This window comes from Methylobacterium sp. JK268, from assembly GCF_054052225.1.
This window is the reverse complement of sequence record NZ_JBSVZN010000028.1, coordinates 62,847-87,291: the sequence shown is the minus strand read 5'-3', so window position 1 is coordinate 87,291 and position 24,445 is coordinate 62,847. Positions and strand designations below refer to the sequence as shown.

General features: G+C 74.2%; 24 protein-coding genes. 12 read left to right on the top strand and 12 right to left on the bottom strand.

Going from position 1 to position 24,445, the window contains the following annotated elements; translation table 11 throughout:
• Window positions 1–51 precede the first annotated feature (51 nt).
• From ACW9J6_RS25380 to ACW9J6_RS25355, 6 genes are all read right to left on the bottom strand, one after another.
• Complete coding sequence (locus ACW9J6_RS25380) at window positions 52–744, bottom strand: DUF4142 domain-containing protein (RefSeq protein ID WP_457119154.1); 693 nt, start codon at window positions 742–744, stop codon at window positions 52–54.
• 168 nt (window positions 745–912) lie between these two features.
• Complete coding sequence (locus ACW9J6_RS25375; protein WP_457119153.1) at window positions 913–1,698, bottom strand: DeoR/GlpR family DNA-binding transcription regulator; 786 nt, start codon at window positions 1,696–1,698, stop codon at window positions 913–915.
• Window positions 1,699–1,804: 106 nt separating this feature from the next.
• The gene (locus tag ACW9J6_RS25370) at window positions 1,805–2,401 is read right to left on the bottom strand and encodes a Dps family protein (protein WP_457119152.1); all 597 of its coding nucleotides are present in this window, start codon (window positions 2,399–2,401) and stop codon (window positions 1,805–1,807) included.
• Window positions 2,402–2,510: 109 nt separating this feature from the next.
• Complete coding sequence (locus ACW9J6_RS25365) at window positions 2,511–4,160, bottom strand: L,D-transpeptidase family protein (RefSeq protein WP_457119151.1); 1,650 nt, start codon at window positions 4,158–4,160, stop codon at window positions 2,511–2,513.
• 490 nt (window positions 4,161–4,650) lie between these two features.
• Entirely contained in the window at window positions 4,651–5,856 is a 1,206-nt protein-coding gene (locus ACW9J6_RS25360) for an acyl-CoA dehydrogenase family protein (protein ID WP_457115206.1), read from the bottom strand.
• A gap of 282 nt (window positions 5,857–6,138) precedes the next feature.
• Window positions 6,139–7,158: a TRAP transporter substrate-binding protein gene (locus ACW9J6_RS25355; protein WP_457115207.1), complete on the bottom strand. Its 1,020-nt coding sequence runs from the start codon at window positions 7,156–7,158 to the stop codon at window positions 6,139–6,141.
• 370 nt (window positions 7,159–7,528) lie between these two features.
• Here ACW9J6_RS25355 and ACW9J6_RS25350 point away from each other — a divergent pair, with 370 nt between their 5' ends.
• From ACW9J6_RS25350 to gor, 6 genes are all read left to right on the top strand, one after another.
• Complete coding sequence (locus ACW9J6_RS25350; RefSeq protein WP_457115208.1) at window positions 7,529–7,660, top strand: hypothetical protein; 132 nt, start codon at window positions 7,529–7,531, stop codon at window positions 7,658–7,660.
• A 111-nt stretch (window positions 7,661–7,771) separates the two neighbouring features.
• Complete coding sequence (locus tag ACW9J6_RS25345) at window positions 7,772–8,212, top strand: hypothetical protein (protein WP_457115209.1); 441 nt, start codon at window positions 7,772–7,774, stop codon at window positions 8,210–8,212.
• 140 nt (window positions 8,213–8,352) lie between these two features.
• A complete protein-coding gene (rpiA, locus tag ACW9J6_RS25340; protein ID WP_457115210.1) occupies window positions 8,353–9,060 on the top strand; it encodes a ribose-5-phosphate isomerase RpiA in 708 nt (235 codons plus the stop codon).
• 200 nt (window positions 9,061–9,260) lie between these two features.
• Window positions 9,261–9,806: a DUF2059 domain-containing protein gene (locus ACW9J6_RS25335; protein ID WP_457115211.1), complete on the top strand. Its 546-nt coding sequence runs from the start codon at window positions 9,261–9,263 to the stop codon at window positions 9,804–9,806.
• Between the two features lie 3 nt (window positions 9,807–9,809).
• A complete protein-coding gene (locus ACW9J6_RS25330; protein WP_457115212.1) occupies window positions 9,810–11,042 on the top strand; it encodes an O-antigen ligase family protein in 1,233 nt (410 codons plus the stop codon).
• Window positions 11,043–11,084: 42 nt separating this feature from the next.
• A complete protein-coding gene (gor, locus tag ACW9J6_RS25325; RefSeq protein WP_457115213.1) occupies window positions 11,085–12,485 on the top strand; it encodes a glutathione-disulfide reductase in 1,401 nt (466 codons plus the stop codon).
• Window positions 12,486–12,498: 13 nt separating this feature from the next.
• Here gor and mdoH read toward each other — a convergent pair whose 3' ends face one another.
• Window positions 12,499–14,316 (bottom strand): glucans biosynthesis glucosyltransferase MdoH, encoded by a 1,818-nt coding sequence (gene mdoH, locus ACW9J6_RS25320; RefSeq protein WP_457115214.1) that lies wholly within the window; start codon window positions 14,314–14,316, stop codon window positions 12,499–12,501.
• A gap of 147 nt (window positions 14,317–14,463) precedes the next feature.
• Between mdoH and ACW9J6_RS25315 the strand changes: the two genes are divergently transcribed.
• From ACW9J6_RS25315 to ACW9J6_RS25300, 4 genes are read left to right on the top strand one after another with little or no spacing between them, the layout of a single operon-like run.
• Entirely contained in the window at window positions 14,464–15,324 is an 861-nt protein-coding gene (locus tag ACW9J6_RS25315) for a zinc-dependent alcohol dehydrogenase (protein ID WP_457115455.1), read from the top strand.
• A complete protein-coding gene (locus tag ACW9J6_RS25310) occupies window positions 15,324–15,728 on the top strand; it encodes a 6-pyruvoyl trahydropterin synthase family protein (RefSeq protein ID WP_457115215.1) in 405 nt (134 codons plus the stop codon). Before ACW9J6_RS25315 ends, ACW9J6_RS25310 begins: the two co-directional genes overlap by 1 nt.
• The gene (locus tag ACW9J6_RS25305) at window positions 15,725–16,777 is read left to right on the top strand and encodes a glycosyltransferase family 4 protein (RefSeq protein ID WP_457115216.1); all 1,053 of its coding nucleotides are present in this window, start codon (window positions 15,725–15,727) and stop codon (window positions 16,775–16,777) included. Before ACW9J6_RS25310 ends, ACW9J6_RS25305 begins: the two co-directional genes overlap by 4 nt.
• Window positions 16,774–17,646, top strand: coding sequence for a class I SAM-dependent methyltransferase (locus ACW9J6_RS25300; RefSeq protein WP_457115217.1), 873 nt, complete (start codon window positions 16,774–16,776; stop codon window positions 17,644–17,646). The genes ACW9J6_RS25305 and ACW9J6_RS25300 overlap by 4 nt, the downstream gene beginning before the upstream one ends.
• A 16-nt stretch (window positions 17,647–17,662) precedes the next feature.
• On the opposite strand, the gene ACW9J6_RS25295 is transcribed toward ACW9J6_RS25300, so the two are convergent.
• The 5 genes from ACW9J6_RS25295 to ACW9J6_RS25275 are packed head-to-tail and all read right to left on the bottom strand — an operon-like array spanning window position 17,663 to window position 20,532.
• The gene (locus ACW9J6_RS25295) at window positions 17,663–18,442 is read right to left on the bottom strand and encodes an anti-sigma factor family protein (protein ID WP_457115218.1); all 780 of its coding nucleotides are present in this window, start codon (window positions 18,440–18,442) and stop codon (window positions 17,663–17,665) included.
• Window positions 18,439–18,996, bottom strand: a complete 558-nt coding sequence (locus ACW9J6_RS25290) for a sigma-70 family RNA polymerase sigma factor (RefSeq protein ID WP_457115219.1) — start codon at window positions 18,994–18,996, stop codon at window positions 18,439–18,441. Before ACW9J6_RS25290 ends, ACW9J6_RS25295 begins: the two co-directional genes overlap by 4 nt.
• A 2-nt stretch (window positions 18,997–18,998) precedes the next feature.
• Window positions 18,999–19,178, bottom strand: coding sequence for a hypothetical protein (locus ACW9J6_RS25285; RefSeq protein ID WP_457115220.1), 180 nt, complete (start codon window positions 19,176–19,178; stop codon window positions 18,999–19,001).
• Window positions 19,175–19,561: a cupredoxin domain-containing protein gene (locus ACW9J6_RS25280; RefSeq protein ID WP_457115221.1), complete on the bottom strand. Its 387-nt coding sequence runs from the start codon at window positions 19,559–19,561 to the stop codon at window positions 19,175–19,177. The genes ACW9J6_RS25285 and ACW9J6_RS25280 overlap by 4 nt, the downstream gene beginning before the upstream one ends.
• An 11-nt stretch (window positions 19,562–19,572) precedes the next feature.
• Window positions 19,573–20,532 carry a metallophosphoesterase family protein gene (locus ACW9J6_RS25275; RefSeq protein WP_457115222.1) on the bottom strand — a complete coding sequence of 320 codons (960 nt, stop codon included), beginning with the start codon at window positions 20,530–20,532 and terminating at the stop codon, window positions 19,573–19,575.
• Window positions 20,533–20,686: 154 nt separating this feature from the next.
• On the opposite strand from ACW9J6_RS25275, the gene ACW9J6_RS25270 reads away from it, so the two are divergent.
• Window positions 20,687–21,514: an FAD binding domain-containing protein gene (locus ACW9J6_RS25270; protein ID WP_457115223.1), complete on the top strand. Its 828-nt coding sequence runs from the start codon at window positions 20,687–20,689 to the stop codon at window positions 21,512–21,514.
• Entirely contained in the window at window positions 21,511–24,291 is a 2,781-nt protein-coding gene (locus ACW9J6_RS25265) for a molybdopterin-dependent oxidoreductase (RefSeq protein WP_457115224.1), read from the top strand. The genes ACW9J6_RS25270 and ACW9J6_RS25265 overlap by 4 nt, the downstream gene beginning before the upstream one ends.
• The last annotated feature ends 154 nt before the right edge of the window (window positions 24,292–24,445 follow it).

Genomic DNA, 24,445 nt, shown 5'->3' with positions numbered 1-24,445 from the left:
AACGGCGGGCCGCCCGGCCCGCCATCCGCGATGCGTCGCTCTCTGCCGCGGTCAGCGGGCGCCGGGCAGGCGCTCCGCCATGGCGAGGTGCTCCTGCATGGAGGGGAGCACCTGCTCCGCGTAGGTGCGCAGCGCCGGGTTCGGGCCACCCTGCAGGTAGGCCTGGGTCATGCCGATGGCCGTGCGGTGCGCCTGCACCTGGATCCGCGCGTAGGTCCGGTCGAAGCGCGGGCCGGCGGGCGTCCGGGCGAGTTCCGCCAGCATCGCCTGCTGCTCGGGGCTCAGGGGCACCGAGGCGGTGGCCGCGGTCGTGGTCACGTCCGCGCCCGCGAGGTCCGCACCCGCCCGCGCCCCGCGCGCCGCACCCTCACCGACGCCCTCGATCCCGCCGACCGGGCCGCCCTGCAGCGTCCCCGAGACGGCGCCGGCCGCGGCCCCGGTGGCGGCCCCGACCGCGCTGCCCGCGATCTCGAAGGGCGCCGCCACGAGGCCGCCGAGGCCACCGCCCGCCGCGACGCTCTCGCGGCCGCCCAGCAGCGCGACATTGGCGGCGCGGTGGTCGCGGATCATCTCGCGGGCGAAGTCCCGAACCCGGGGATTGCGGGTCTTGTCGAGGGCGATCTGGCTCGACCGCACCTCGAAGGCGTTCGCCATCAGCGAGGTCTCGCGGAAGTCGGTCGTCTGCGCGAGGGCCGGGGTCGCCAAGGCGGCGGCCAGCGCGGAGAGCGCGAGCTGAGTCTTCATCCAGGATCTCCGTATCGTCTTCGACGGAAGCGACAGCACAGGCCGGTGCGGATGGGCATCCGGCGCGGCGATGCGGCCGCTCTCGTCTGTTCGGCCCGACAACGATGCAGATCCAACCGGGTTCCGACGCTGAGTCATGCACTCACCGCATGGCGTTCCGGACGTCCACTACCCCTCGGGCAGGTCCGCCCCGACCTCGACCACGCTCACCTTGTGCGCTGCGCAGAGGTCGCGCAGGCGCCGCGACGGCAGCGCGTCTGTCACGAAGACGTCGAGTTCGCCCACTTCGCCGACGCGGATCGGCGCCGTCCGCTCGAGCTTGAGCTTGTCGGCGACCAGCATTACCTGGCGCGAGTTCTCGATGATCGCCCGCGCCACCCGCACCTCGCGGTAGTCGAAGTCGAGGAGCGCGCCGTCCTCGTCGATCGCCGAGGCGCCGATCACCGCGTAGTCGACCTTGAACTGGTTGATGAAGTCGACCGCCGCGGAGCCGATCACCGCGCCGTCCGCGCGCCGCACCGGGCCGCCCGCGACGATCAGGCTGATGCGCGGGTGGCGGTAGAGCAGGGTCGCGACGTTGAGGTTGTTGGTGATGACCAGCAGGTCCTCGTGATCGACGAGGGCGCGGGCCACCTCCTCGGTCGTGGTGCCGATGTTGATGAACAACGAGGCGTTGTTCGGAATGAGCTTGGCCGCCGCGAGTCCGATGGCGCGCTTCTCGGCATGGGCGACGAGCCGGCGCGCCTCGTAGGCGAGGTTCGCGACGCCGCTCGACACCACCGCGCCGCCATGCACCCGCGACAGGAGGCGATTGTCGCAGAGCTCGTTGAGGTCGCGGCGGATCGTCTGCGGCGTCACCTCGAAGCGGATCGCCAGATCCTCGACGCTGACCCGACCCTGCTGCCGCGCGATCGCGAGAATGTCCTGCTGGCGGGGGGAGATGTGCTCGCTCACGAAGGGTCCGGACTGCACGGCGACGGGGCCGCAGCATTGTCCGGGGAATCGCCGGGTCGTGCAACGCGCACCGCGACCGCGCGGGGCGGCCGCGGTGCGCCGGGCCTCAATGCCCGTCGGCGCTGCCCCGGCGGCTCGCCTCGTAGAGGAACCACGTGCGCTCCTCGGCCTGGTCGATCCACTCCTCGAGCAGGCTCGCGGTCGCCACGTCGTTGTGATCGTCGCAGAGGTCGTGCAACTCGCGCATGCGCGACGTGGTCGCCTTGTTGTCGTCGCGCAGCTCGGCCAGCATGTCGAGCGGATCGACGTAGTCGGCATTGTTGTCGACGATCCGGGCCTTCTGGGCCGCCTGACCGAGGGAGCGGAGCGTCGTCCCGCCGATCTTGCGGGCGCGCTCGGCCACGTCGTCCGTCGCGCCCAGGATCTGGGCCGCCTGCTCGTCCAGGAGCAGATGGTAGTCGCGGAAATGCGGCCCGCTCACGTGCCAGTGGAAGTTCTTGGTCTTGAGGTAGAGGGCGAGGAAGTCGGAGAGCAGGACGGTGAGCCCCTCCGAGATCTCCTTCGATGCCTCCGGCGGGAGGTCGGACGGGGTGTTCAGGCGCTCGGCCGTGACGCGCACGCGGGCATCGGCCGTGGCCGTCTTCGGCTGCGCGGCGCGGCGGGACGCCGGGGCCGCCGCCGGAGCCTTGGGAGTACGGGCCATCTGAGTGTCTCCGGATCTGCGGGCGCCGGCCTCGGCGCGCCGTTCGCTCGCCAATTCGAGCGATGCCGGATTGTTCCGCCCGCGTGGCGGCCGACTTGGCCGTGCGTCATCAGGTCCGTGGATCGGCCGCCGCCGCCCGCGGCCGGGCCGTGGAGGTCGCCCGCGGCGCGGTGGCACCCGGGGCCCGGGCCGCCGCCACCGGCTTCGGCGCCGGCTTCGGGGCGATCGACGCCGTGGTGGCCACGTCGGCGGGCTTGTCGGTGGGCTTGTCGGTCGGCGCAGGACCTCCGTCGAGGTCGTAGACGTCGTCGCGGAAATGCGCCTGCCCGTCCGGCGTGGCGTAGCCGGTGAGGTAGACGAAGGTGACCGGCACCGGCTTGGCGAGCTTGATGTCGCGCCGCTCGCCCGTCGCGATGCCGGTCTCGATCTCGATCGGCCCCCAGGCCGTGCCCGGCCCGCCCGGACCCGGCGTGCCGTCGAGGAGCCACGCCACCAGCCCCTTGACCTCCGCGACGCGCACGCAACCCGAGGAGTGGAAGCGGACGTTGCGCGAGAACAGGCTCTTCGAGGGCGTGTCGTGCATGTAGACCGCGTGCCGGTTCGGCATGTCGATCCGCACCTGCCCGAGGGAATTGTCGAAGCCCGGGTCCTGGCGGACCGTGTAGTTCACCGCCTTCTCGGTCGACCAGTCGATGCTGGTCGGCTGCACCTCGCTGCCCTGCCCGTCAAGCAGCCGGATGTGCATCTTGGCGAGGTAGCCCGGGTCCTTCCGCATGTGCGGAATGATGTCCTTCTTGATCAGTGAGACCGGGACCGTCCAGGTCGGGTTGAAGTTGACGTTGGTGATTTTGGTCTCGACCTGGGGCGAGGCGCGGTCGGGCTTACCCACCACCGCCACGTAGCGACGCGCCACCGCCCCGCGCTCCACCGCCTCCACGGTGGCGGCCGGGATATTGGCGACCACGTAGCGCTCGCCGAACGGGAAGCGCGAGCCCATCAGGCGCGCCGCGGAGGCGGCGAGCTGGCGCTGGCGCACGCCCGCCGGCACGTTGAGGGCCTTGACGGTCAGGCCACCCACGAGGCCCGTCTCCGGCAGCCCGTGCCGGTGCTGGAACCGCGTCACCGCGGCCACCAGGGCCTCGTCCATCAGGTCCGAGGCCGGTGCCTCGGCGGCGAGGTCCCCGGTGGCGGCCAGGCGGCGGCGCAGGGCGAGGACGCCAGCGTTCCGATCCCCGGGCTTGAGCGACAGGGTGTCCGGCACCCGCGGCCAGCCGCCCGCCTGGACGATGCCCTGGTAGCGCTCCGCCATGCGCAGCGTGTCGAGGAAGGTGGCCGGGGTCAGGGTCGGCGTGGGATCCTGGGAGACCTTCGCGATCACCATCGGCGGCAATTCGCGGGACGCGCGCTTCGGAGCCTGCGCGACCCCGGGCGCGGCCGCGTCCCGCGGCGTCTCGGCCGACATCGGGGCGGGCGGGAGCGGCGCCGATGGGGTCGGTGATGGGGTCGCGTCGAGCGGGCCTGCGGCCTTCGCGGGCTCGGCGGCCCGGGAGGCTCTCGCCGGTTCCGACCGCGCAGGCTCCGGTCTCGCCGGCGCCTCGGCGGCCGGAACGGGTGCCGGCGGGATGGGGGCTGCCGGGGCCCCAGCCTGGCCGGTGGCCTGACCGAAGGCCGCGCAGGCGCCGAGGAGCCAGGTCGCGGCGGCGAGCGGCGGCAGCGCGGACCGGCGCGGGGAGGACGGGGGGGCAACCTGACGCGACATGAGGGCCGGCCTTGTGATCGGACGCGGCCGGAGCATCACCTCGACATGGTTACGGAAGCCCTGCCGACGCGGCGGCGACGGGGTCGCCGGGGTTTCTCCTGCCCGCGCGGCGGCAACCCTCGCCCCTCTGCGGGCGAGCGGATACACAGAGCGAGAAAAATACAGACATGACAGATACTTATGCAAAAAAACGACGGTTCTCGGGCGTGGCGCGGGGAACCCCTCTCCCGTGCGGGAGAGGGGCAGGGGTGAGGGTCCAGGTGGTTCAGCAAGAATTCTGACGTGTCCCGCTGCCAGCACGACCGTCTTCGCTTGATGACGGCACGGTCCGGGGCCCTCACCCCTACCCCTCTCCCGCACGGGAGAGGGGATCCCGCGGGTCTCCTCGGTTCCGTTCAAGCGACTGCGAAACAAGAGCTTTTTCACGCCGCTAGGCGAGGTGTGAACACGCTCGCCTCTGCGGGGGGAGGGTTCGGATCCGCGCGGGCGCTCACGCCTTCGGCCAAGCGAAGAAGGCGCGGCCCTCCTTCTCCAGGTGGCGGTTCAGGACCATCCGGTGCACCTCGTCGGCGCCGTCGACGAGCCGGGCCTGGCGGGCGTAGCGGTAGATCCACTCCAGCACCGTGTCCTTCGAGTAGCCCCGCGCGCCGTTGATCTGGATGGCGGTGTCGGCGGCCCGGTGCAGCAGGTTGGCGACGTGGACCTTCGCCATCGACACCTCCTTGCGGGCGAACCGGCCCTGGTCGAGTTCCCACGCGGCCCGCATCACCAGCAGGCGGCCGATCTCGATGTCCATGGCGAGGCCGCCGAGCATGAGCTGGACGCTCTCGCGCTCGGCGAGCCGCACCCCGAAGCCCTCGCGCTCGGCCGCGTAGGCCTGCGCGATCTCGATGCAGCGCATGGCGAGGCCGAGCCAGCGCATGCAGTGGGTCAGCCGCGCCGGGCCGAGCCGCACCTGCGTCACCTTGAGGCCCTGACCCTCGCCGAGGAGCAGGTCCTCGGGGGCGACCTCCAGCCCGTCGAAGGCGAGTTCGCAATGCCCGCCATGCTCCTCCGGCCCCATGATCGGGATGCGCCGCACGATCTCCCAGCCGGGCTGGTCCCGGTGGAACAGGAAGGCGGTGAGCCCGTAGCGCGGATCGTCGGAGGTGCGGGCGATCAGGATGAAGTGGGCCGCCTCCTCCGCCCCGGTGATGAACCACTTGGTCCCGAAGATCCGGTAGCGCCCGTCCGGCCCGCGCTCGGCCCGGGTGCGGATCATCGAGGGGTCCGAGCCGCCGCCGGGATGCGGCTCGGTCATGGCGAAGGCCGAGCGCACCGCTCCCGACACGATCGGGTCGAGCCAGCGCCGCTTCTGCTCGGGCGTGCCCAGCGCCTCCAGGACCATCATGTTGCCGTCGTCGGGGGCGGCGGAGTTGAACACCACGGGCCCGAAGATCGAGCGGTTCATCTCCGTGTAGCAGGCCGCCATGCCGACCTTGCCGAGGCCCTGGCCGCCGGTTTCGCGCCGCAATTGCAGGCACCAGAGGCCCGCCGCCCGCGCCTTCTCCCGCAACGCTGCGAGGCGGTCGAGGCGGATGTTCTCGTGCGCGTCGTAGGCCGCCCGGTCGGCCTCCACGGGCAGGATCTCGTCGGCCACGAAGGCGGCGACGCGGGCGCGGTACGCCTCGATCTCGGGCGACAGCGTGAAATCCATGGCAAGCCTCCCAGTGTCGTCGGTCCCGCGGGCCGCCGGAGCCCGGACCGCTCCCTCTCGTCGTGCGATCCGGCGCGGGGCTCGGTCGGATACCCGACCCAACCCCGCGCCGCCGGCTTTCTCCTGCCCCGATTCACCTGTGTGCGTGGCCGGCCCGTCGCCGGGGCCCTACTCTTTGCGTCAGGAGCCCCGCTGCTCCGGCCGGCGCCTCAGGCCTGTCCTGTCCGCAGCACTCGTCCGAAGACCCGGCCACCTCGCTCCCCACACGTCGTGCGGGAGCCGTCAGGCGATCGGCCCCGTGTGCTTCTCGAGCAGCGCCCAGGCCTCCGGCCCGAACTTGCCCTTCCACTCCTTGTAGAAGCCGGCCGATTGCAGCTTGGCCTGGAACGCCTTGGTGTCGACGTCGTGGATGTCGAGCCCGCGCGCCGCGAGGTCCTTCTCGGTCGAGACGTTGCGCCGCGCCGTCTCCTCGCGCTGGGCCACCGCCTGCGCGTTGAAATGCTTGGCGATGACCCCGCGCACGTCCTCCGGCAGGCCGCGCCAGACCCGCCCGTTCGCCAGCATCCAGAAGCCGTCCCACATGTGGTTCGTCTTCGAGAGGTGCTTCTGCACCTCGTAGAGCTTGGCCGCCTCGATCAGGGCGAGGGGGTTCTCCTGGCCCTCGGCGATCTTCGTCTGCAGGGCCGAATACACCTCGGCGAAGTTGATCGTCATCGGGGCCGCGTCGAAGGCCTTGAACATCGAGGTCCAGAGCGGGCTCGCGGGCACCCGGATCTTGAAGCCCTTGAGGTCGTCCGGCGTGAGGATGGCGCGCGTCGACGAGGTCGTCTGCCGGAAGCCGTTCTCCCAGATCCTGTCGAAGGCGTAGAGGCCGGCCTTGCTGATCGCGTCGCGCACATGCGCCCCGAGATCGCCGTCGATCGCCGGCCAGAGCTTGTCGTAGGACGACCACGCGAAGCCGATGCCGCTGATCGCCGCCGCCGGAACCAGCGTCGAGAGGATCAGCGGCGACAGCGTGAAGAACTCCAGCGCGCCCGAGCGCAGCTGGCTCAGCATGTCGGTGTCGCCGCCGAGCTGATTGTTCGGGAAGACCTTGATGTCGACCTTGCCCCCGGTCTCCTCGCGGATCGCGTCGGTGGCCTTGATCATGTAGATCGTGAGCGGGTGGCTGGTCGGCGCGTTGTTCGCGACCTTGAACCCGAATTCCGCCGCCTCGGCGCGGCCGAACCGCAGCACGGCGGGGCCGGCGACGGCGCCCGCGAGGGAGAGTTTCAGCGCGTGGCGGCGGGAGATCGTTGTCATGACGGCGTCCTCTCTTGGCCCTGTCGGCCCGGCCTTTCCGGCTCGGCCCCGTTGCTCCGGCCCTGGCGGAGTCCGGCCCTCGCGGGCGGTCCGCTTCGGGCTCTCTCGGCGCGGGCCGCGCGGCGTTCCTCATCGTGCTCCCGCCGGTCGCGCCGGGGTTGCGCCGCGCTTAAAGCACGTTTCCAGTCCCGCGGCATCAGCCCGCGCGGTCGCCCACCTCGCAACCCGCTGCTTTCCCGCAGGATGGTCCCGGGACGAGCGAGACGCCGATGATCGGCACGCGCCTGCACGCCGCAATCGACGACGCCGTCCTGGCCCCGGTGCTGGCGCTCGCGGCTTGCCCCAGCCGGCGCCCGCGTCCCGTCGCCTCATGCCGGCAGTCGCGGCCTGGAACGACGCCTCGTCCGCCCTCACCGGGGACGAGGGCGCCGCCGCACTCCTGGAGCGGGTGCCGGCCCGCGCGCGCTCCTCGGCGCGATCGGCCTCGCTCAACGCGCGGTGATAGGGGCGAGCCGCCGCGGGGACGAAAGGCTCGCACCAGCCAACGACCAGTAGAAAGATCGCGAGGCCGTCCCGGCGCGGATCGGGACGGCGCCACGACGGGAGCGGCGCCATGGGCGGCAGGACGGGATTTCGGGGCGGGCTCGCGGCGGTCGTCCTGGCTGTGGCCGGCGTCTCGGCGGCGCGGGCCGGCTCCTTCGAGTTCGTGCCGGCGCCGCAGGCGGATCTCAACCGCGTCTACCGCGTCGACCGGGTCACCGGAGAGGTGACCTCCTGCCAGTACGGCCTGCAGGAGAACACCATCGGGACGACGCTCTGCTTCGGTCCCGGCGAGGGCGCCGGCCCGCAGGTGCCCTCGGAATACGGGCTCGTGGCCTCGCGCCACCTGCGCGAGGCGGGCGTGTTCCGGGTCAACCAGCGCACCGGCGCCATGAGCATCTGCTACGTCCTGGAGGAGGCGGTCGTCTGCACGCCGCAGGCCGGGGCAAGCGGCGAGGCCGCGCCGCCGCGGGCCGCCGCCAGCCTCGCGACGCCGCAACCCGCGCGCCCCTGAGCGACGCGCGGAGGCGCTTCCCGGGCGGCGGGCGGCCGTGCTAGGGCCGACGCGCCCGCGGCCCGAGCGGGCTGTCCGCTTCGAGAGACCGCGCCGATGCCGTCCGCCCGCCCCTTCCGCACATCCGCCGGAGCCCTGGCGTGAGCGCCGCCCTCAAGCGCGCCGCCGCCGCCCGCGCGGTCGACCTCGTCGAGGACGGCATGCGGCTCGGTCTCGGCACGGGGTCGACGGCGGCCGAGTTCGTCGTCCTGCTCGGCGCGCGCGTCCGGGCGGGCCTGTCGGTCGTGGGCGTGCCGACCTCCGAGGCGACCGCCCGCGCCGCGCAGGCGGCCGGCATCCCGCTCACCACCCTGGACGAGACGCCCGCGCTCGATCTCACGATCGACGGCGCCGACGAGATCGACGGCGAGCGCCGGCTGATCAAGGGCGGCGGCGGGGCGCTGCTGCGCGAGAAGATCGTCGCGGCGGCGAGCCGGCGCATGGTGGTGATCGCCGATGCGGGCAAGCGGGTCGAGACGCTCGGGCACTTTCCCCTGCCGATCGAGGTCGTGCCCTTCGGGCTCGAGGCAACCCGCCGGGCCGTGGACGCGGCCCTCGCGCGGGCGGGCTGCGCGGGCGAACTGACCCTGCGCGCCGGACCGGACGGCGCACCCTATCGCACCGACGGCGACCACCTGATCCTCGACGCGCATCTCGGCCGGATCGCCGATCCCGAGCGTCTCGCCGCGCTCCTCGCGGCGGTGCCGGGCGTGGTCGAGCACGGCCTGTTCATCGGCCTGTGCACCGGCGCCATCCTGGCGGCGGAGGAGGCCGGGGAGACCCGCCTCCTGACGCTCGGCAGCCTCTGATCCGGGATCCGCTCGCGGTGCCGTCGGGCCCTGCTCCCGGACCCTCCCTTCGCCCTCTCCGCCCCGGCGAACCCGCCGCCCCCGCGCCGGAGCCCGCTCCCGTCCTCCGCGCGGCCGGCGCCGAGATGCCGCTTCCCCTCGTCCTCGCCCGCGCCGCAATCCCGCCGGAAGACCGGCGCGTCCCACATCGGAGCCATTCCATGTTCCAGCGTCACGCGCCCGTCCTGGCGGGCCTCCTCGCCGCGCTGCTGGCGGTCGCCCCGGCGACCGCCCAGAAGGCCGCCCCGACCCCAGCCCCCGCGCCGGCGGCGCCCGCCGCCCCAGCGATCTCACCGAGCCACTTCGCCCTCGCCAAGGAGGTGATGCTGAGTTCCGGGATCGCGCGCTCCTTCGATTCGATCATTCCGGTCTTCAGCGAGCAGATCAAACAGGCCGCCGTCACGCGGCCCGAACTGACCAAGGACCTCGACGACGTCCTCACCAAGCTGCAGCCCGAACTCGAGCTGCAGAAGCAGAAGATGATCGACGCCGCCTCCCGCATCTACGCGGAGAAGCTGAGCGAGGCGGAGCTGCGCGACGTGGCGACGTTCTTCCGCTCGCCCTCCGGCAAGCGCTACGTGGAGACGCAGCCGCAGGTGCTCGACGACATGGTCCAGGCGATGCAGAACTGGACGCAGGACGTCTCCGAATACGTGATGGTCCGGGTCCGTGCCGAGATGGCCAAGCGCGGACATCAGATGCAATAGGCGATGTCGGCGCTCCCTCTGGCGGCACGGGCCGCCCTTCCCGTCTCCGGACCGGGCCGGCTCGCCGGGATCGGGGCACTCCTGCTCGGGGCGCTGCCGGCCATCATGGCGGTCGCCAACCGGTCGAGCCCGCTCGTCGTCGTGCTCGCGGCCCTGGCGCTCCTCGGATCCTCCCTCGCGGGCTCGGGGCTGCGGGGAACCCTCCTGCGTCTGCGGGCGCCGCTCCTGACGCCCCTCGGCGGCGTCGCCCTCGCCTTCATGGCGTGGTGCGCGGTCAGCGTCGCCTGGAGCCCGGTGCCGGCGCAGTCCCTGGGCATGGCCCGGGAGTTCCTGGTCTGCCTCGCGGGCGCCTACGGCGTCGCCGTGCTGGCGCCGCCGCGGCTCGGGCCGGTGGCGCGCCCCGCCGCCTGGATCCTGATCGCGACCTGCCTCTTGATCGAGGCGGACCTTGCCAGCGACGTCGCGCTCCGGCGCTGGCTGCACGAGAGGGCCTACGACTACGTGTACAACCGGCCCCTCGAACTCATCGTGATTCTCGCCATCCCGGTGGCGGCCCTTCTGGCGCGGGCGGGTCACCGCGGGCTCGCCCTGGTCACGGCCGCCGCGGCCTTCGCGTCCGGCCTCTTTTCGGCGAGCGGCGCCTCCGGGCTCGCGGCGCTCGTCGCGACGGTCACCTATGTGGCAGCGCGCCTCCTGCCGGGACGCGCAGCGCTCGCCCTGGCCGGGCTCGGCCTGACCGGCGCGCTGATCCTGGCGCCGGTCGAGGGGGATATCCTGGCGGCCGTGATGCCCCCGAAGGTCCACGACGCCATGGCGGCGAGCAACACCCGCGAGCGGCTGGTGATCGCGCAGGGATTCGGGGCGGCGGTGGCGCTCGATCCCTGGCGCGGGGTCGGCTTCGGCACGAGCGCGCATTTCGACCGCCTGCCGATCGCCGCCCGGCTGGAACCCGAGATGCGGCAGATGGTGGCGGCCGGGCACCCGCACAACAGCTTTCTGCAGGTCTGGGTCGAGCTGGGGATCGTCGGGGCGGCGCTCGCGGCGGCCGGGATGCTGCTCACCCTGCGGGCGCTCGCCGCCTGGCCGGTTCCGGAGCGGGCGGCGGCGCTGGCGGCGATCGCCGCCGCCGCCAGCATCGCCTTCGTGGGCCACGGCGCGTGGCAGGGCTGGTGGATCGCCGGGCTCGGTGCCCTCGTCGCGTGGCTGCGCGCCTTGCGTCATACTGAGGGGCAGTGAGGCAGGCGCGTCGGGCCGGAACGGCCTCGTGGGAGATGCGGGATGAGCCAGGCGACCGGCGGTGAGGGCTTCGACCTCGACCTCTTCGTGATCGGGGGCGGCTCCGGCGGCGTGCGCGCCGCGCGGATCGCCGCGGGCTACGGCGCGCGGGTGATGCTGGCCGAGGAGTACCGGGTGGGCGGCACCTGCGTGATCCGCGGCTGCGTGCCGAAGAAGCTGATGGTCTACGCGGCCCGCTTCGCCGACGAGTTCGAGGACTCGGCCGGCTTCGGCTGGAGCGTCGCGGCGCCGCGTTTCGACTGGGCGGCCCTGAAACGCCACCGCGACGCCGAGGTGACCCGCCTGGAAGGCATCTACGCCACCAACCTGATGCGGGCGGGCGTCGAGGTCGTGGCCGAGCGGGCCGTCATCGAGGACGCCCATACGGTTCGCCTCCTCGGCTCGGGCCGGACGGTGCGGGCGCGCATCATCCTGGTCGCGGTGGGCGCCCACCCGGTCAAGGAGCCCCGGATCCCGGGCGGCGAACTCGGCATCACCTCGAACGAGGTCTTCGAGTTGGAGGCGCAACCCGGCCGCATCCTGGTCGTCGGCGGCGGCTACATCGCGGTCGAGTTCGCGGGGGTGTTCGCCGGGCTCGGGACGCGCACCGCCCTGCTCCATCGCGGCGACCGGCTGCTGCGCGGCTTCGACGACGAGATCCGCGACGCCCTCGGCGAGGCCTATGCGCGGCGCATGGACCTGCGCCTCGGCCGCACGGTGCAGCGCCTCGACCGCGAGGCCGACGGCATCCGGGCAACCCTCGACGACGGGTCGAGCCTCGTCGTCGATCAGGTGCTGGTGGCGACGGGCCGCCGCCCGAACGTGGACGGGCTCGGGCTGGAGACGGTCGGGATCACCCTCGACGCGGCCGGGGCGATCCCGGTGGACCGCTTCTCGCGGACCGTCGTGCCGTCGATCTACGCGGTGGGCGACGTCACCAACCGGGCGGCACTCACGCCGATCGCCATCCGGGAGGGCCACGCCTTCGCCGACACCGTGTTCGGGAACAAGCCCTGGGCGGTGGATCACGGGTTGATCCCGACCGCAGTGTTCTCGACGCCGGAGATCGGCGTGATCGGGCACAACGAGGACGTGGCGCGCGCGCTCTACGGCGAGGTCGACGTCTACGAGGCGCGCTTCCGCCCCATGAAGGCGACGCTGTCGGGCCGCGAGGAGCGGATCCTGATGAAGCTCGTCGTGGCCCGCGACGGCGACCGGGTCGTGGGCGTGCACGTGCTCGGGCACGATGCGGGCGAGATCATCCAGGCGGCGGCGATCGCCGTCACGATGGGGGCGACCAAGGCGGATTTCGACCGCACCATCGCGGTCCACCCGACGGCCGGCGAGGAACTCGTGACCCTGCGCACCCCCGCGGCCATCAAGCGGCCGGTGGGCGTGGGGTAGCGGTCCGCCCGGCTCAGGCGGTGCAGCGGTCCGGGATGGCGCTCACCGGGGCTGGCACGGCCCCGAACTCCTCCGGGGCGTGGATCTCCTCGGGCGTGGCGCAGAGGCGCCGACGCACCATCCAGCGGCCGAGCCGCGGCGAGGCGGTGAGGACCGCGAGCGGCACGGCCAGCATCGGGCCGAGCAGGAGCGGGGCCAGCCAGGGCAGCAGGCTCGGCGCGACGAGCCCGATCGGCAGCCCCGCCGCGAGCGCGAGCGCAGTCACGTCCGCGAGGCCGGCCGCGGCCGTCCGGGCGCCGAGGGCGCGCCCGTCCCGGCGCTGCCGGCCCCAGGCCGCGCGCCGGCCGAGCAGCACGCGGGCGACGACGACGGAGAGGCGCAGCGTCGCGATGCCGTAGAGCAGGAAGCCGAACACCGTCTCCGCCGCGAGGCTCGCCAGAAAGCGCCCGGCCCCGCCATGCCGCGCCGCCCCCCCGGCGAGCAGGATCTCGGCGTATCCGGCGAATTTCGGCGCCAGCGAGAGGGCGAGCCAGCCGAGATAGAGCCCGGCCGCCAGGCCGACCGGCGTGTCCGCCGGCAGGTCGAGAAGGCGCAGCGGCAGCAGGAGCAGCGCGAGGAGCGTGGCGGGCGCCCCGCAGAACATCAGGATCGCCCAGGCGAGCTGGAACCGGCTCACCGGGCGCAGCCCCGGCAGGCCGACGAGCCGCAGGTATTGCAGGTTGCCCTGGCACCAGCGGGCGTCGCGCGCGAGGTGGTCGAGGAGCGAGGGCGGATTCTCCTCGTAGCTGCCGGTCTCGATAGGCAGCACCCGCACCTCGTAGCCCGCCCGCCGCATCAGCGCCGCCTCGACCTGATCGTGCGAGAGGATTGGGCCGCCGAGCGGCCCGGGACCGAGCGCCGGCAGCCGGCAGGCGGCGGCGAAGGGGGCGATGCGCACCAGAGCGTTGTGGCCCCAGAAGGGGCCGCAATCGCCCGTCCACCACGCCATCGCGAGGCTGTAGGGGCGCATGCCGTGGCGCATGCCGAACTGGAACAGCCGCGCGAACGGGCTCGCGGCGGGCGCCCCGACGACGAGCCCCTGCAGGATGCCGATCCGCGGATGCGCCTGCAGGATGCGCACGAGCCGCAGGATCGCCGCCCCGCTCATCAGGCTGTCCGCGTCGAGGGGCAGCATCAGCTCCTCCTCCGCGCGGGCGCAGAATTCCTGCAGGTTACCGGCCTTGAAGCCCGCATTGTGGGCGCGGCGGCGGTAATGGAGCCGGGACGCCTCGGCCGCGGGGAGCGCTGCGCGCCACGCGGCCACGGCCTCTTCCTCGCGCGCGGCGATACCCGGATCATCCGTGTCGCTGAGGATGTGGAACGTGAACCGCGCGCCGTGGCCGGTCCGCGCGAGGCTCGTCGCGACCATGCGCAGGCGCGACAACGCCCGCTCCGGATCCTCGTTGCGAAGCGTCATGACGACGGCGGTGCGCAGGCGCGGCGGTTCCGCGCGATCCTCTTGCGCCGCGTGGGGCGCCGCCGCCGCGAGCCCGGCCGGCCCCGCGCGCAGCAGCAGGAGGCCGATCACCGCGTGCCAGAAGCCGAGGATCGTCCAGGGCAGCGCGACGAGACAGCAGGCGAAGAGCGCGAGGTCGACCGCGTCCCAGCCGCCGGCCCCGAGCACCGCCGCGATGCCGAGCGCGTAGGCGGCGCAACCCGCGAGCGTGAGGCCGAGCACGAGGGCGCGGCGCCGCCGCAGCACCGCGCGGGGTTGCAGCCCCGCCGGGGTCGTGAGAGGAGCGGCCTCGGCCGGGCTGCCGTCGGCCAGCGCCGGAGAGTCAGGGTGCAGCATCGGACGCGGGCCGGGGAGCGGGACGGTTGGGGCGCCGAGGGTTCGGCGCGCGCGTTGTGGTACACGGCGCCCGGCCGGGCGGAGCTGCGACGCGAGACATTGCCCCCTCTCCGCCCCGGCGAGGTCCGGGTGCGCACGCTCTTCTCGATGGTGAGCCGCGGCACCGAGCGCCTCGTCCTCGAAGGGCGGGTCCCGGAATCCGTTCACGCGCGGATGCGCGCGCCCGCTCAACAGGGTGATTTCCCGTTTCCCGTCAAGTACGGCTATTGCGCGGTCGGCCTCGCCGAGCCGGACGGCCGGGCCTGCTTCGCCCTGCACCCGCACCAGGACCGGTTCGCGGCGAGCCCCGACGCCCTCTTCCCGCTCCCGCGCGACGTGCCGCCGCGGCGCGGGATCCTGGCCGCCAACATGGAGACGGCGCTGAACGGCGTCTGGGATGCCGGCGCCGGGCCGGGGGACCGGGCGGTGGTGGTCGGCGGCGGCGTCGTCGGCCTCCTCGCCGCCTTCCTGCTCGCGCGGATCCCGGGCGCGGAGGTGGTGCTGATCGATTCCGACCCGGCGCGCGAAGCCGTGGCGAAGGCCCTCGGCATCCCGTTCCGCCTCCCGGACGACGCGCCCGGAGAGGCCGACGCGGTCATCCACGCGAGCGGCAGCGCCGCGGGCCTCGCCCTCGCCCTCGCCCTGGCGGGCGAGGAGGCGACCGTCGCGGAGCTGAGCTGGCACGGCAGCGCCGAGGTGCCGGTGCCGCTCGGCGCGGCCTTCCATCCGCGCCGGCTGCGCCTCGTGTCCAGCCAGGTCGGGCAGGTCCCGCCCGGCCGCCGCCCGCGCTGGTCCCATCGCCGCCGGATGCTCAAGGCCATCGACCTCCTGCGCGATCCGCGCCTCGACGCCCTGATCACCGGGGAGGTCGCCTTCGCGGCCCTGCCCGACGCCCTGCCCGGCCTGCTCGCCCCGGGCGCGCCGGGTCTGTGCACCGCCATCCTGTACCCGCCCGCCGAGGTGCCCTGATGTACGCCGTCGAGGTCCGCGACCACGTGATGGTCGCCCACAGCTTCCGCGGCGCCCTGTTCGGGCCCGCCCAGGCCCTGCACGGGGCGACCTTCGTGGTCGACGTCGCCTTCTTCCGCGAGTCGCTGACCGCGGACGGCGTCGTGGTGGATATCGGGCGGGCGGGCGAGGCGCTGCGGCGGGTGCTGGCGCCCCTGAACTACCGCAACCTCGACGACCTGCCGGACTTCGCCGGGGTGAACACCACCACCGAGTTCCTGTGCGGGCACATCCACGCCGCGATGGCGCGGGCCGCCCGCGCGGGCGATCTCGGGCCCGGCGGCGAGGGCGTCTCCCGCCTGCGGGTGACGCTCCACGAATCGCACGTGGCGCGGGCGTGGTTCGAGGGGCCGGTGGCGCCGTGATCGAGGCCGTCCTCGCCGTCCCGGGCGACCTCGCGACGCCGACCGGGGGCTACGCCTACGCGCGCCGCCTCCTCGCGGGCCTGCCGGCCGCTTGCGTGCGGGCGACGCATCTCCGGCTGCCCGCCGGGTTCCCGGACCCGTCCCCGCGGGACATCGCCGAGACGCGCGCTGCCTTCGCGGCCCTTCCGCCGGGCGCCGTCCTCCTCGTGGACGGGCTCGCCTACGGCGCCCTGCCGAGGGAGGTCATCGATGCCGCGGGCCCGCGGCCCCGCATCGCGCTCGTCCATCATCCGCTCTGCCTGGAGGCGGGGCTGGCGCCCGACCGCGCGGCGGCGCTGCGGCTGAGCGAGCGATCCGCCCTGGCTCTCGCGGACCGGATCGTGACGACGAGCGCCTTCACCCGCGACCTGCTGGTGCGGGACTTCCGCGTCCCCGCCGAGCGCATCACCGTTGCGATGCCGGGCACCGCGCCGGCGGACCGCGTGCCGGTCCGGCCCGGGCCCGGCGTCGGGCTGCTCTGCGTCGGGGCGGTCGCGCCGCGCAAGGGGCAGGCCGAGCTGATCGCGGCCCTGGCGGGCCTGCGCGACCTCGACTGGAACCTCGTGATCGCGGGCGCCCTCGACCGCGCGCCCGACTATGCCGCGGCCCTGCGAGAGGCGATCGAGGCGGCCGACCTCGCCCATCGGGTCCGCCTCGCGGGCGCCGTCCCGGAGGCCGAGCGCGACCGGCTCTACGCCTCGGCCGATATCCTGGTCTCCCCGGCCCTGTTCGAGGGCTACGGCATGGCGCTCGCCGAGGGCCTGGCGCGCGGCCTGCCGATCGTGGCGAGCACCGGGGGCGCGGCGGTCGCCACGGTGCCGGACGCGGCCGGCCTGAAGGTGCCGCCCGGGGATGTCGGTGCCCTGCGGGAGGCGCTCCGACTGATGATCGTGCAGGAGGATCGGCGGCGACAGGCCGCCGCCGCGTCCTGGGAGGCGGGCCGCGCGCTGCCGCGCTGGGAGGACACCGTCGCGACCGTGGCGGCCTGCCTGCGGGAGGCGGGACGATGAGCGGATTCAGCCCCGAATGGCTCGCCCTGCGCGAGCCGGCCGACCACGCCGCCCGGGACGCCGGCCTCGTCGCCGCGCTGGCGCGGGCGCTGGCCGCGCGGCCCGGACCGGTCCGCATCCTCGACCTCGGCTGCGGGACCGGCTCGAACCTGCGGGGCCTGTCGGCCCTCCTGCCCGGGCCCCAGCACTGGACCCTCATCGACCACGACCCGGCGCTGCTGGCCGTGGCGCGGGATCGCCTGACGGCCTGGGCCGATCACGCCGCGACGGAGCGCGGGGAGCTCGTTCTGACCCGCGACGCGCGCGTGCTGCGGGTCGTCCTGCGGGTCGCGGATCTCGCTGCCGGCCTCGACGGGCCCCTCGCCGAGCACCCCGCGCCCGACCTGGTGACGGCCGCGGCGCTGTTCGACCTCGTATCCACGGACTGGATCGAGCGCGCGGCCGCGGCGGTCGCCCGGGCCGGTGCGCTGTTCTACACCGCCCTCACCTTCGACGGCGCCGAGACCTGGACCCCGCCGCACCCGGACGACGCGGCCGTTCACGCGGCCTTCCTGGCCCATCAGGGGAGCGACAAGGGGTTCGGCCCGGCCGCGGGTCCGGCCGCCACGGCCGCCCTCGCGGCGGCCTTCGGCGAGCACGGCTACCGGGTCGCGCAGGCGGACAGTCCGTGGCGGATCGGGGCCGGGCCGCTCCTCGACAGCCTTGCCGGAGGCAAGGCTTCGGCCGCGGCCGAGACCGGCCTCGTGTCCACCGACCGGGTCGATGCGTGGCGCAGGGACCGGAGCGCGGGAGCGACGGCCGCGGTGATCGGGCACCGGGATCTGCTGGCGCTCCCGCCCGCCGGCACGGCCCCGCCCGCCACGGCGTAGCGGCCCGGGGGGGCGCTCACCGCGGCGTCCGGGCGGCGAAGTCCTGCTCGAATTCCTGCAACTCGGTCGCGTTGAGGTCGGACACGGCCCAGAAGGTCAGCCCGGCCTGCGACCAGTGCATCAGCCCGTAGCCCTCCCGGGCGCCGCGCGCCGACCAGCCGCCCTCCGCGCCGGGCCAGACGAACAGGTTGATGACGTGGCCGCGTCGCCGGTAGACGAGGGCCGCCACCACCCGGCCGCCGATATAGTCGAGGCGGCCGCCGACGAGGTCGAAGCCGCGGTCAGCGAGATCCACCACCGGGGGTGCGAAATCGATCTTGCCCGCGAACCAGGGCTTGACCGTGTGCTGGTCGGAGGTCGGGATGTCCGTGAGGTGGTTGGCGAGGAGCGAGCGGACGTGCCCCGAGACCAGCTCCTCCCTCAGGCCGGCGCTCCCGTCGAGCCCGCGGGGGACCACGATCGCGACGGCGAGGCAAGCGGCCAGCGCGACGGCGAGCGGGGCGAGGAAGCGCCGGGGCACGCGGGCCGCGCCGGGGCGCGGGGCCTGGGCGGCGACCTCGGCGTCGAGGGCGGCGGCGATGCGGTGCCGCAGGGACGCGGGGGCGGGTTCGCGCACGCCGTCCCGCTGGCGCCGGTCCATGTCCTCGCGCAGGCGCCGATAGGCCGCGCGACAGGCGGGGCACGCCGCGAGATGGGCCTCGGCGTCCAGTGCATGGGCGGCGTCGAGTTCGCTGTCGAGGAGCCCGTGCAGGAGCAGCGCCCGGTCGGCACAGGGGGCGGGACGGGACGCGCTCATGACCGTTGCTGCTCCTCGGGTCGGGGTTGGGGCGCATCGTCGCCGAAGCGGCGGCGCCAGGCGGCGGAGAACAGCGCGCGGGCGCGGGCGAGCCGCGACATCACCGTCCCGACCGGGACGCCCGTCACCGCCGCCACGTCGCGGTAGGACAATTCATCCATCTCCCGCAGGACCAGCGTCTCGCGGAAGGGCTCGGGCAGGGCCGCCACCAGGGCGCGCACGGCCGCGATCTCGTCGTCGCGGGCGAGGACGGATTCGGGTGTCGCCGTCTCCCTGTCCCAGAGGTCCGGGCAGGATTCCTCGTCCGGCGGTGCGGCGCCCTCGCGACGATGCGAGGCGGCCCAGGTCCGGACGCAGTTGCGCAGGATGGCGAGGAGCCACGGCCGCGCGTCGCTGCCCCGGAAGCTGTCGAAGCCGCGGAAGGCCCGCAGCATCGCCTCCTGCACCACGTCCTCGGCCGCGGTGGCGTCCCGGGTCAGGAAGCGGGCGAGCGTGTAGGCCGCGTCGAGATGCGGCATCACCACCGCGTCGAACCGCTCCCTGTCCCGGAGCATCGTCAGGGTCCCCGCTGCGCCATCAGGGCCGCGGGGGGGCCGCAGATCGGCCCGCCGGGCAGGAGCGGGGCCGGCGCGGTCATGGGCATCGCCGCGAGCCCCAGCAGTACGGCCGCGAGCAGGACGAGGGCGCCGGCGAGGTCGGCCCAGGACGCGGCGTGGTCGCAGGGATCGTAGGTCATCGGACCTCCTCCGCCGGCGCGCCGGCCGGGGGCGACGGGGCGCCGTCCCGGACCTCGATCACGCCCACCATGTGGGGGTGGAGCGAACAGAAGTACCGGTAGCGGCCCGCCGTGGGAAAGGTCGACGCGAAGCTGTCGTCCGTGTCGAGGGGCTTCGAGCGGAAGGAGAGATCCTCCGCCACCACGGTGTGCGGGATGTCGTCCCGGTTGGTCCAGGTCACGGTGGTGCCGGGGGCCACCGTCAGGAGCGCGGGCGAGAACGCGAAATTGTCGATGCTCACCGACGCGGCGGCGGCGTGCACGCCCGACTCGCGGGCGAGGAGCGGCAGGGCGGCGGCGGCGCGCAGAACGGCGCGCCGCGTCGGGGCCGGAGGCCGGTCCATCGCGTCCTCCCTCAGCCCGCGAGCGGCGTGTCGACGATGGCGAGCGGCGTGCCCGTTGCCACGAAGGAGACGCTCGCGATCCCGAGATGGCGGCGCAGCTCCCCCGCCGGCACCTTCATCGGGCCGGGCGACGGGGCGGTGCCCGGTGCCGGCTGCGGGAAGGCCGTGGAGCGGGCGGTGTGGAAGGCGACGGTGCCCTCGACCTTCTGCATCACCTGGTGGATGTGCCCGTTGAGCACCGTCACCGAGCCGAAGCGGCGCATCAGGCCGAGCGCCCGGGCGCCGTCCTCCGTGCCCCAGCCCCAGTCCGGGTAGACGCTCCAGAGCGGGATATGGGCGAAGACCACGATCGGGGTCGAGGAGGACAGGCCGGCGAGATCGGATTCGAGCCAGGCGAGCTGCTCCGCCCCCAGCTGCCCGAGGCCGCCGGCCCTGAGATCGAGGGCGTTGACGAGGCCGACGAAGTGGACGCCGCCCTGGTCGAAGCTCGACCAGCCCGCGCCCCTGGCTTTGCGGCCGTAGCGGGCCAGATAGGCCCGGCCGCGGCCCTCGTCGATGAGGTCGTGCTCGCCGGGCACGAACAGGACCGGCAGGCCGGTCTCGCGCAGGATCTGGTCGGCATCGTCGAACTCCGCCTCGCGCGACAGGTGGCTGATGTCGCCCGTGTGCAGGATGAAGGCGGGCTTCTCCGGCAGCGCCCGGATCCGCGCCACCGCCGCCCGCAGGGTCTCCCGGGCGTCGGGATTGGCGGCCTTGTCGAAGCCGATATGGCTGTCGCTGATCTGCAGGAAGGTGAGCCCCGGCGCGCCCTCCGCCGCCCGCGCCGCCGCGAGTCCGGCCGCCCGCGGCAGGCCGCCGGTGAGGGTCCAGACGAGGCCGGTGCCCGCCCAGGTCATGCATTCCAGGAAGCCGCGCCGGTCGATCCCGTCCGCGTCCACTCCCGCCTCGTCAGGCTCGCGGTTCTGCGCCATGGTCCGGTCCTCGGGGTTCGGGGGCGTCCAGCGCCCTCCCCCGTCCAGACCGGCGGGCGCCCGGATTTATTCCCGGGATTGCGGTCGCGCTGGAAGGAATCTTGCGTCGGGCCTCGGCGCAAAGGGTCGGCGCAGGGGAAGAACCGGGGACGGGATGGACCTCACCACGATCACAGCCCATCTCGCGCCGCGCACGCGCGAGGATCTGGCGGGCTGGCGGCCGGGCGACGCGTGGCTGGCGGGGGGAACCTGGCTGTTCTCCGAGCCGCAACCCGGGACCGCCCGGTTGCAGGACCTGACGCGGCTCGGCTGGGTGCCGGTGGAGGCGGACGCCGCGGGGCTGCGGATCGCCGCGACCTGCACCATCGCGGAACTCGATCGGGTCGCCTGTCCGCCGTCCTGGCGCGCCGCTCCGCTCATCGGCCAGTGCTGCCGGGCGCTGCTCGGCTCGTTCAAGATCTGGACCATGGCGACGGTCGGCGGAAACCTGTGCCTGGCGCTGCCGGCCGGGCCGATGATCGCGCTGGCCGCTGCCCTCGACGGGACCTGCCTGATCTGGCGGCCGGATTGCGGCGAGCGGCGGATGCCGGTCGCGGATTTCGTCCGCGGGCCGCAGGACACGGCGCTCGAGCCGGGCGAGGTGCTGCGCCGCATCGATCTGCCCGCCGCCGCCCTGGCCCGGAGAAGCGCGTTCCGGCGGATCTCGCTCAGCCCGAATGGCCGCTCGGGCGCGCTTCTCATCGGCACGCGCGACGCGGGTGGGTCCTTCGTCCTGACGGTCACCGCCGCGACGCGCCGGCCCGTCCGCCTGCCCTTCCCGGACCTGCCGGACGCCGCTTCGCTGCGGGAGGCCCTCGCCGGGACGATCCCGGACGCGCTCTACTACGACGACGTGCACGGCGCGCCGGACTGGCGGCGCCACGTCACCCATCTTCTCGCGGAGGAGATCCGGGCCGAACTCGCCGGCGAGGCAGGCGCATGATCCTCACCGTCAACGGCCGCGCGCAGGAGGCCGAGCCCCGCTCCGGCCAGTGCCTGCGCACGCTCCTGCGCGACCTCGGCTGGTTCGGGGTCAAGAAGGGCTGCGACGCGGGCGATTGCGGCGCCTGCACGGTCCATCTCGACGGCGAGCCGGTGCATTCCTGCCTCGTGCCGGCCCTGCGCGCCGAGGGACGCAGCGTCACCACCATCGAGGGGCTCGCCGGCGCCTGCGCGCCGGGTGATCCGGTCCCGGACGTGCTCCATCCGATGCAGGCGGCGTTCCTCGCCGCGCAGGGTTTCCAGTGCGGCTTCTGCACGCCCGGCATGGTGATGACCGCCGCCGCCCTCGACCAGGGCCAGAAGCGCGACCTCGGCGCGGCGCTGAAGGGCAATCTCTGCCGCTGCACCGGCTACCGGGCGATCGCGGACGCGATCGCCGGCATCGCGCACGCGGAGTCCGGGATCGCGCACGCGGAGTCGGAGAGCGCGGGCGATCCCTGCGGGCGCAGCATCCCGGCGCTGGCCGGCCCGGCCCTGGTGAGCGGGCGGGAGCGCTTCACCTTCGACCTTGCGCGCGACGGGGTCCTGCACCTCGCGGTGCTGCGCTCGCCCCACGCCCACGCGGAGGTGCTGGGCATCGACCGGGCGGCCGCCCTGGCGGTGCCGGGCGTGGTGGCGGTGTTCACGCACGCGGACGTGCCCCGGCGGCGCTACTCCACGGGCCGGCACCAGGACCCGCGGGACGACGCGCCGGACACCCTGATGCTCGACCGCGTCCTGCGCTTCGTCGGGCAGCGGGTGGCGGCCGTGGTGGCGGAGAGCGAGGCCGCCGCGCAGGCCGGCGTGCGGGCCCTCGCGGTCACGTATGCCGTGCGCCCGGCCCTGCTCGACGCGGAGCGCGCCCTCGATCCCGACGCGCCGCGCGTCCACGACGCGGGGGACCCGCCGGGCGCGGACGCACCGCCCCTCGGCGCCCATCCCAACCTCGCGGCGGAGGTGCACGGCCGGATCGGCGACGTCGAGGCGGGCTTCGCGGAGGCGGATCACGTCGTCGAGGGTGTCTATCGCTCGCAGCGCCTCCAGCACGCCCATCTGGAGACGCACGGGGCGGTGGGCTGGCTCGACGAGGCGGGCCGGCTCGTGATCCGCACCAGCAGCCAGGTGCCCTTCCTGACCCGCGATGCGCTCTGCGCCCTCTTCGACCTCGATCCCGAGAGCGTCCGGGTCGCCTGCGGGCGCGTCGGCGGCGGGTTCGGCGGCAAGCAGGAGATGCTGACCGAGGACCTCGTCGCGCTGGCGGTCCTGCGCCTCGGCCGGCCGGTGAAGTGGGAATTCACCCGCTCCGAGCAATTCATCGGGGCGACGACCCGCCACCCGATGCGCGTGCGGGTCAAGCTCGGCGCCCGGCGCGACGGGACGCTCACCGCCATCGCCCTCGACGTCCTCTCCGAGACGGGCGCCTACGCCAACCACGCGGGCGGGGTGCTGCACCACGGCTGCAACGAGGTCATCGCGGTCTATCGCTGCCCGAACAAGCGGGTGGACGGGCGCGCGGTCTACACGCACACGGTGCCGGCCGGCGCCTTCCGGGGCTACGGCCTCAGCCAGACGATCTTCGCGGTCGAATCCGCCATGGACGATCTCGCCCGGGACCTCGGACTGGACCCCTACGACCTGCGCCGGCTCAACGCGGTGCGGCCGGGCGACCCCCTGGTCTCGACGAGCCTGGAGCCGCACGACGTGGAGTACGGCTCCCACGGCCTCGACCAGTGCCTCGACCTCGCGCGGGAGGCCATGCGCGCGCCCGGCGGCGCGGAGGCTCCCGGGCCCGACTGGCTCACCGGCGAGGGCATGGCGCTGGCGATGATCGACACCATCCCGCCCCGCGGGCACTTCGCCGAGGCGCGCCTGTCGCTCGCGCCGGACGGCCGTTTCACCCTCGCGGTCGGCACCGCCGAGTTCGGCAACGGGACCTCGACCGTGCACGCCCAGATCGCGGCCTCGGTGCTCGGCATCGCGCCCGACCGGGTGAGCCTGCGGCAGGCCGACACCGACGCGGTGAGCCACGATACCGGCGCCTACGGCAGCACCGGCACCGTGGTGGCGGGTCAGGCGACCCTGCGCGCCGCCGAGGCGCTGGCGGAGGCGATCCGCGGGGCGGCCGCGGCCCGCGTCTCCTGCGGCCCCGCCGCCTGCCGCCTCGCGGGCGACGCCGTCGCCACGCCCGCCGGACCCGTGCCCCTCGCGGCGCTGGCCCCCCTCGACGCGGTCGGCCGCGCGGACGGCACGCCGCGCTCGGTCGCTTTCAACGTCCAGGCCTTCCGGGTGGCCGTGCATCCGCGCAGCGGCGAGGTGCGGATCCTGCGCAGCGTCCACGCGGCCGATGCCGGCCGGGTGATCAACCCGATGCAGTGCCGCGGCCAGATCGAGGGCGGCGTCGCGCAGGCGATCGGGGCCGCGCTCTACGAGGAGGTGCGGATCGACGAGGCGGGGCGCGTCGCGACGCCGAGCTTCCGCAGCTACCACATCCCGGCCGTCGCGGACGTTCCCCGGACCGAGGTGCTGTTCGCCGACACGCATGACCGGATCGGGCCGCTCGGCGCCAAGTCGATGAGCGAGAGCCCGTTCAACCCGGTGGCGGCGGCGCTCGGCAATGCGATCCGCGATGCGACGGGGGCGCGCCTTACGCGCACGCCCTTCGCCCCGGACCGGATCTACCGGGAGGTGATGGCGGCGCAGCGGACGGGATCCTCTCTCCGCGGTGGGACAGAGCCGTAGACCCGGAAATGAGCGGTTCGACCCCTTCATCATGACGCACTCCCCTTGTCCGGATCTCCTTCCGCCGGCGCTGCATTCGTCCGAAAACAGGGAGAGATGACCAAGAGGGATACTCCTCCCTTGGCGGACGTCACGGTGCGACTCGTGAAGCCGG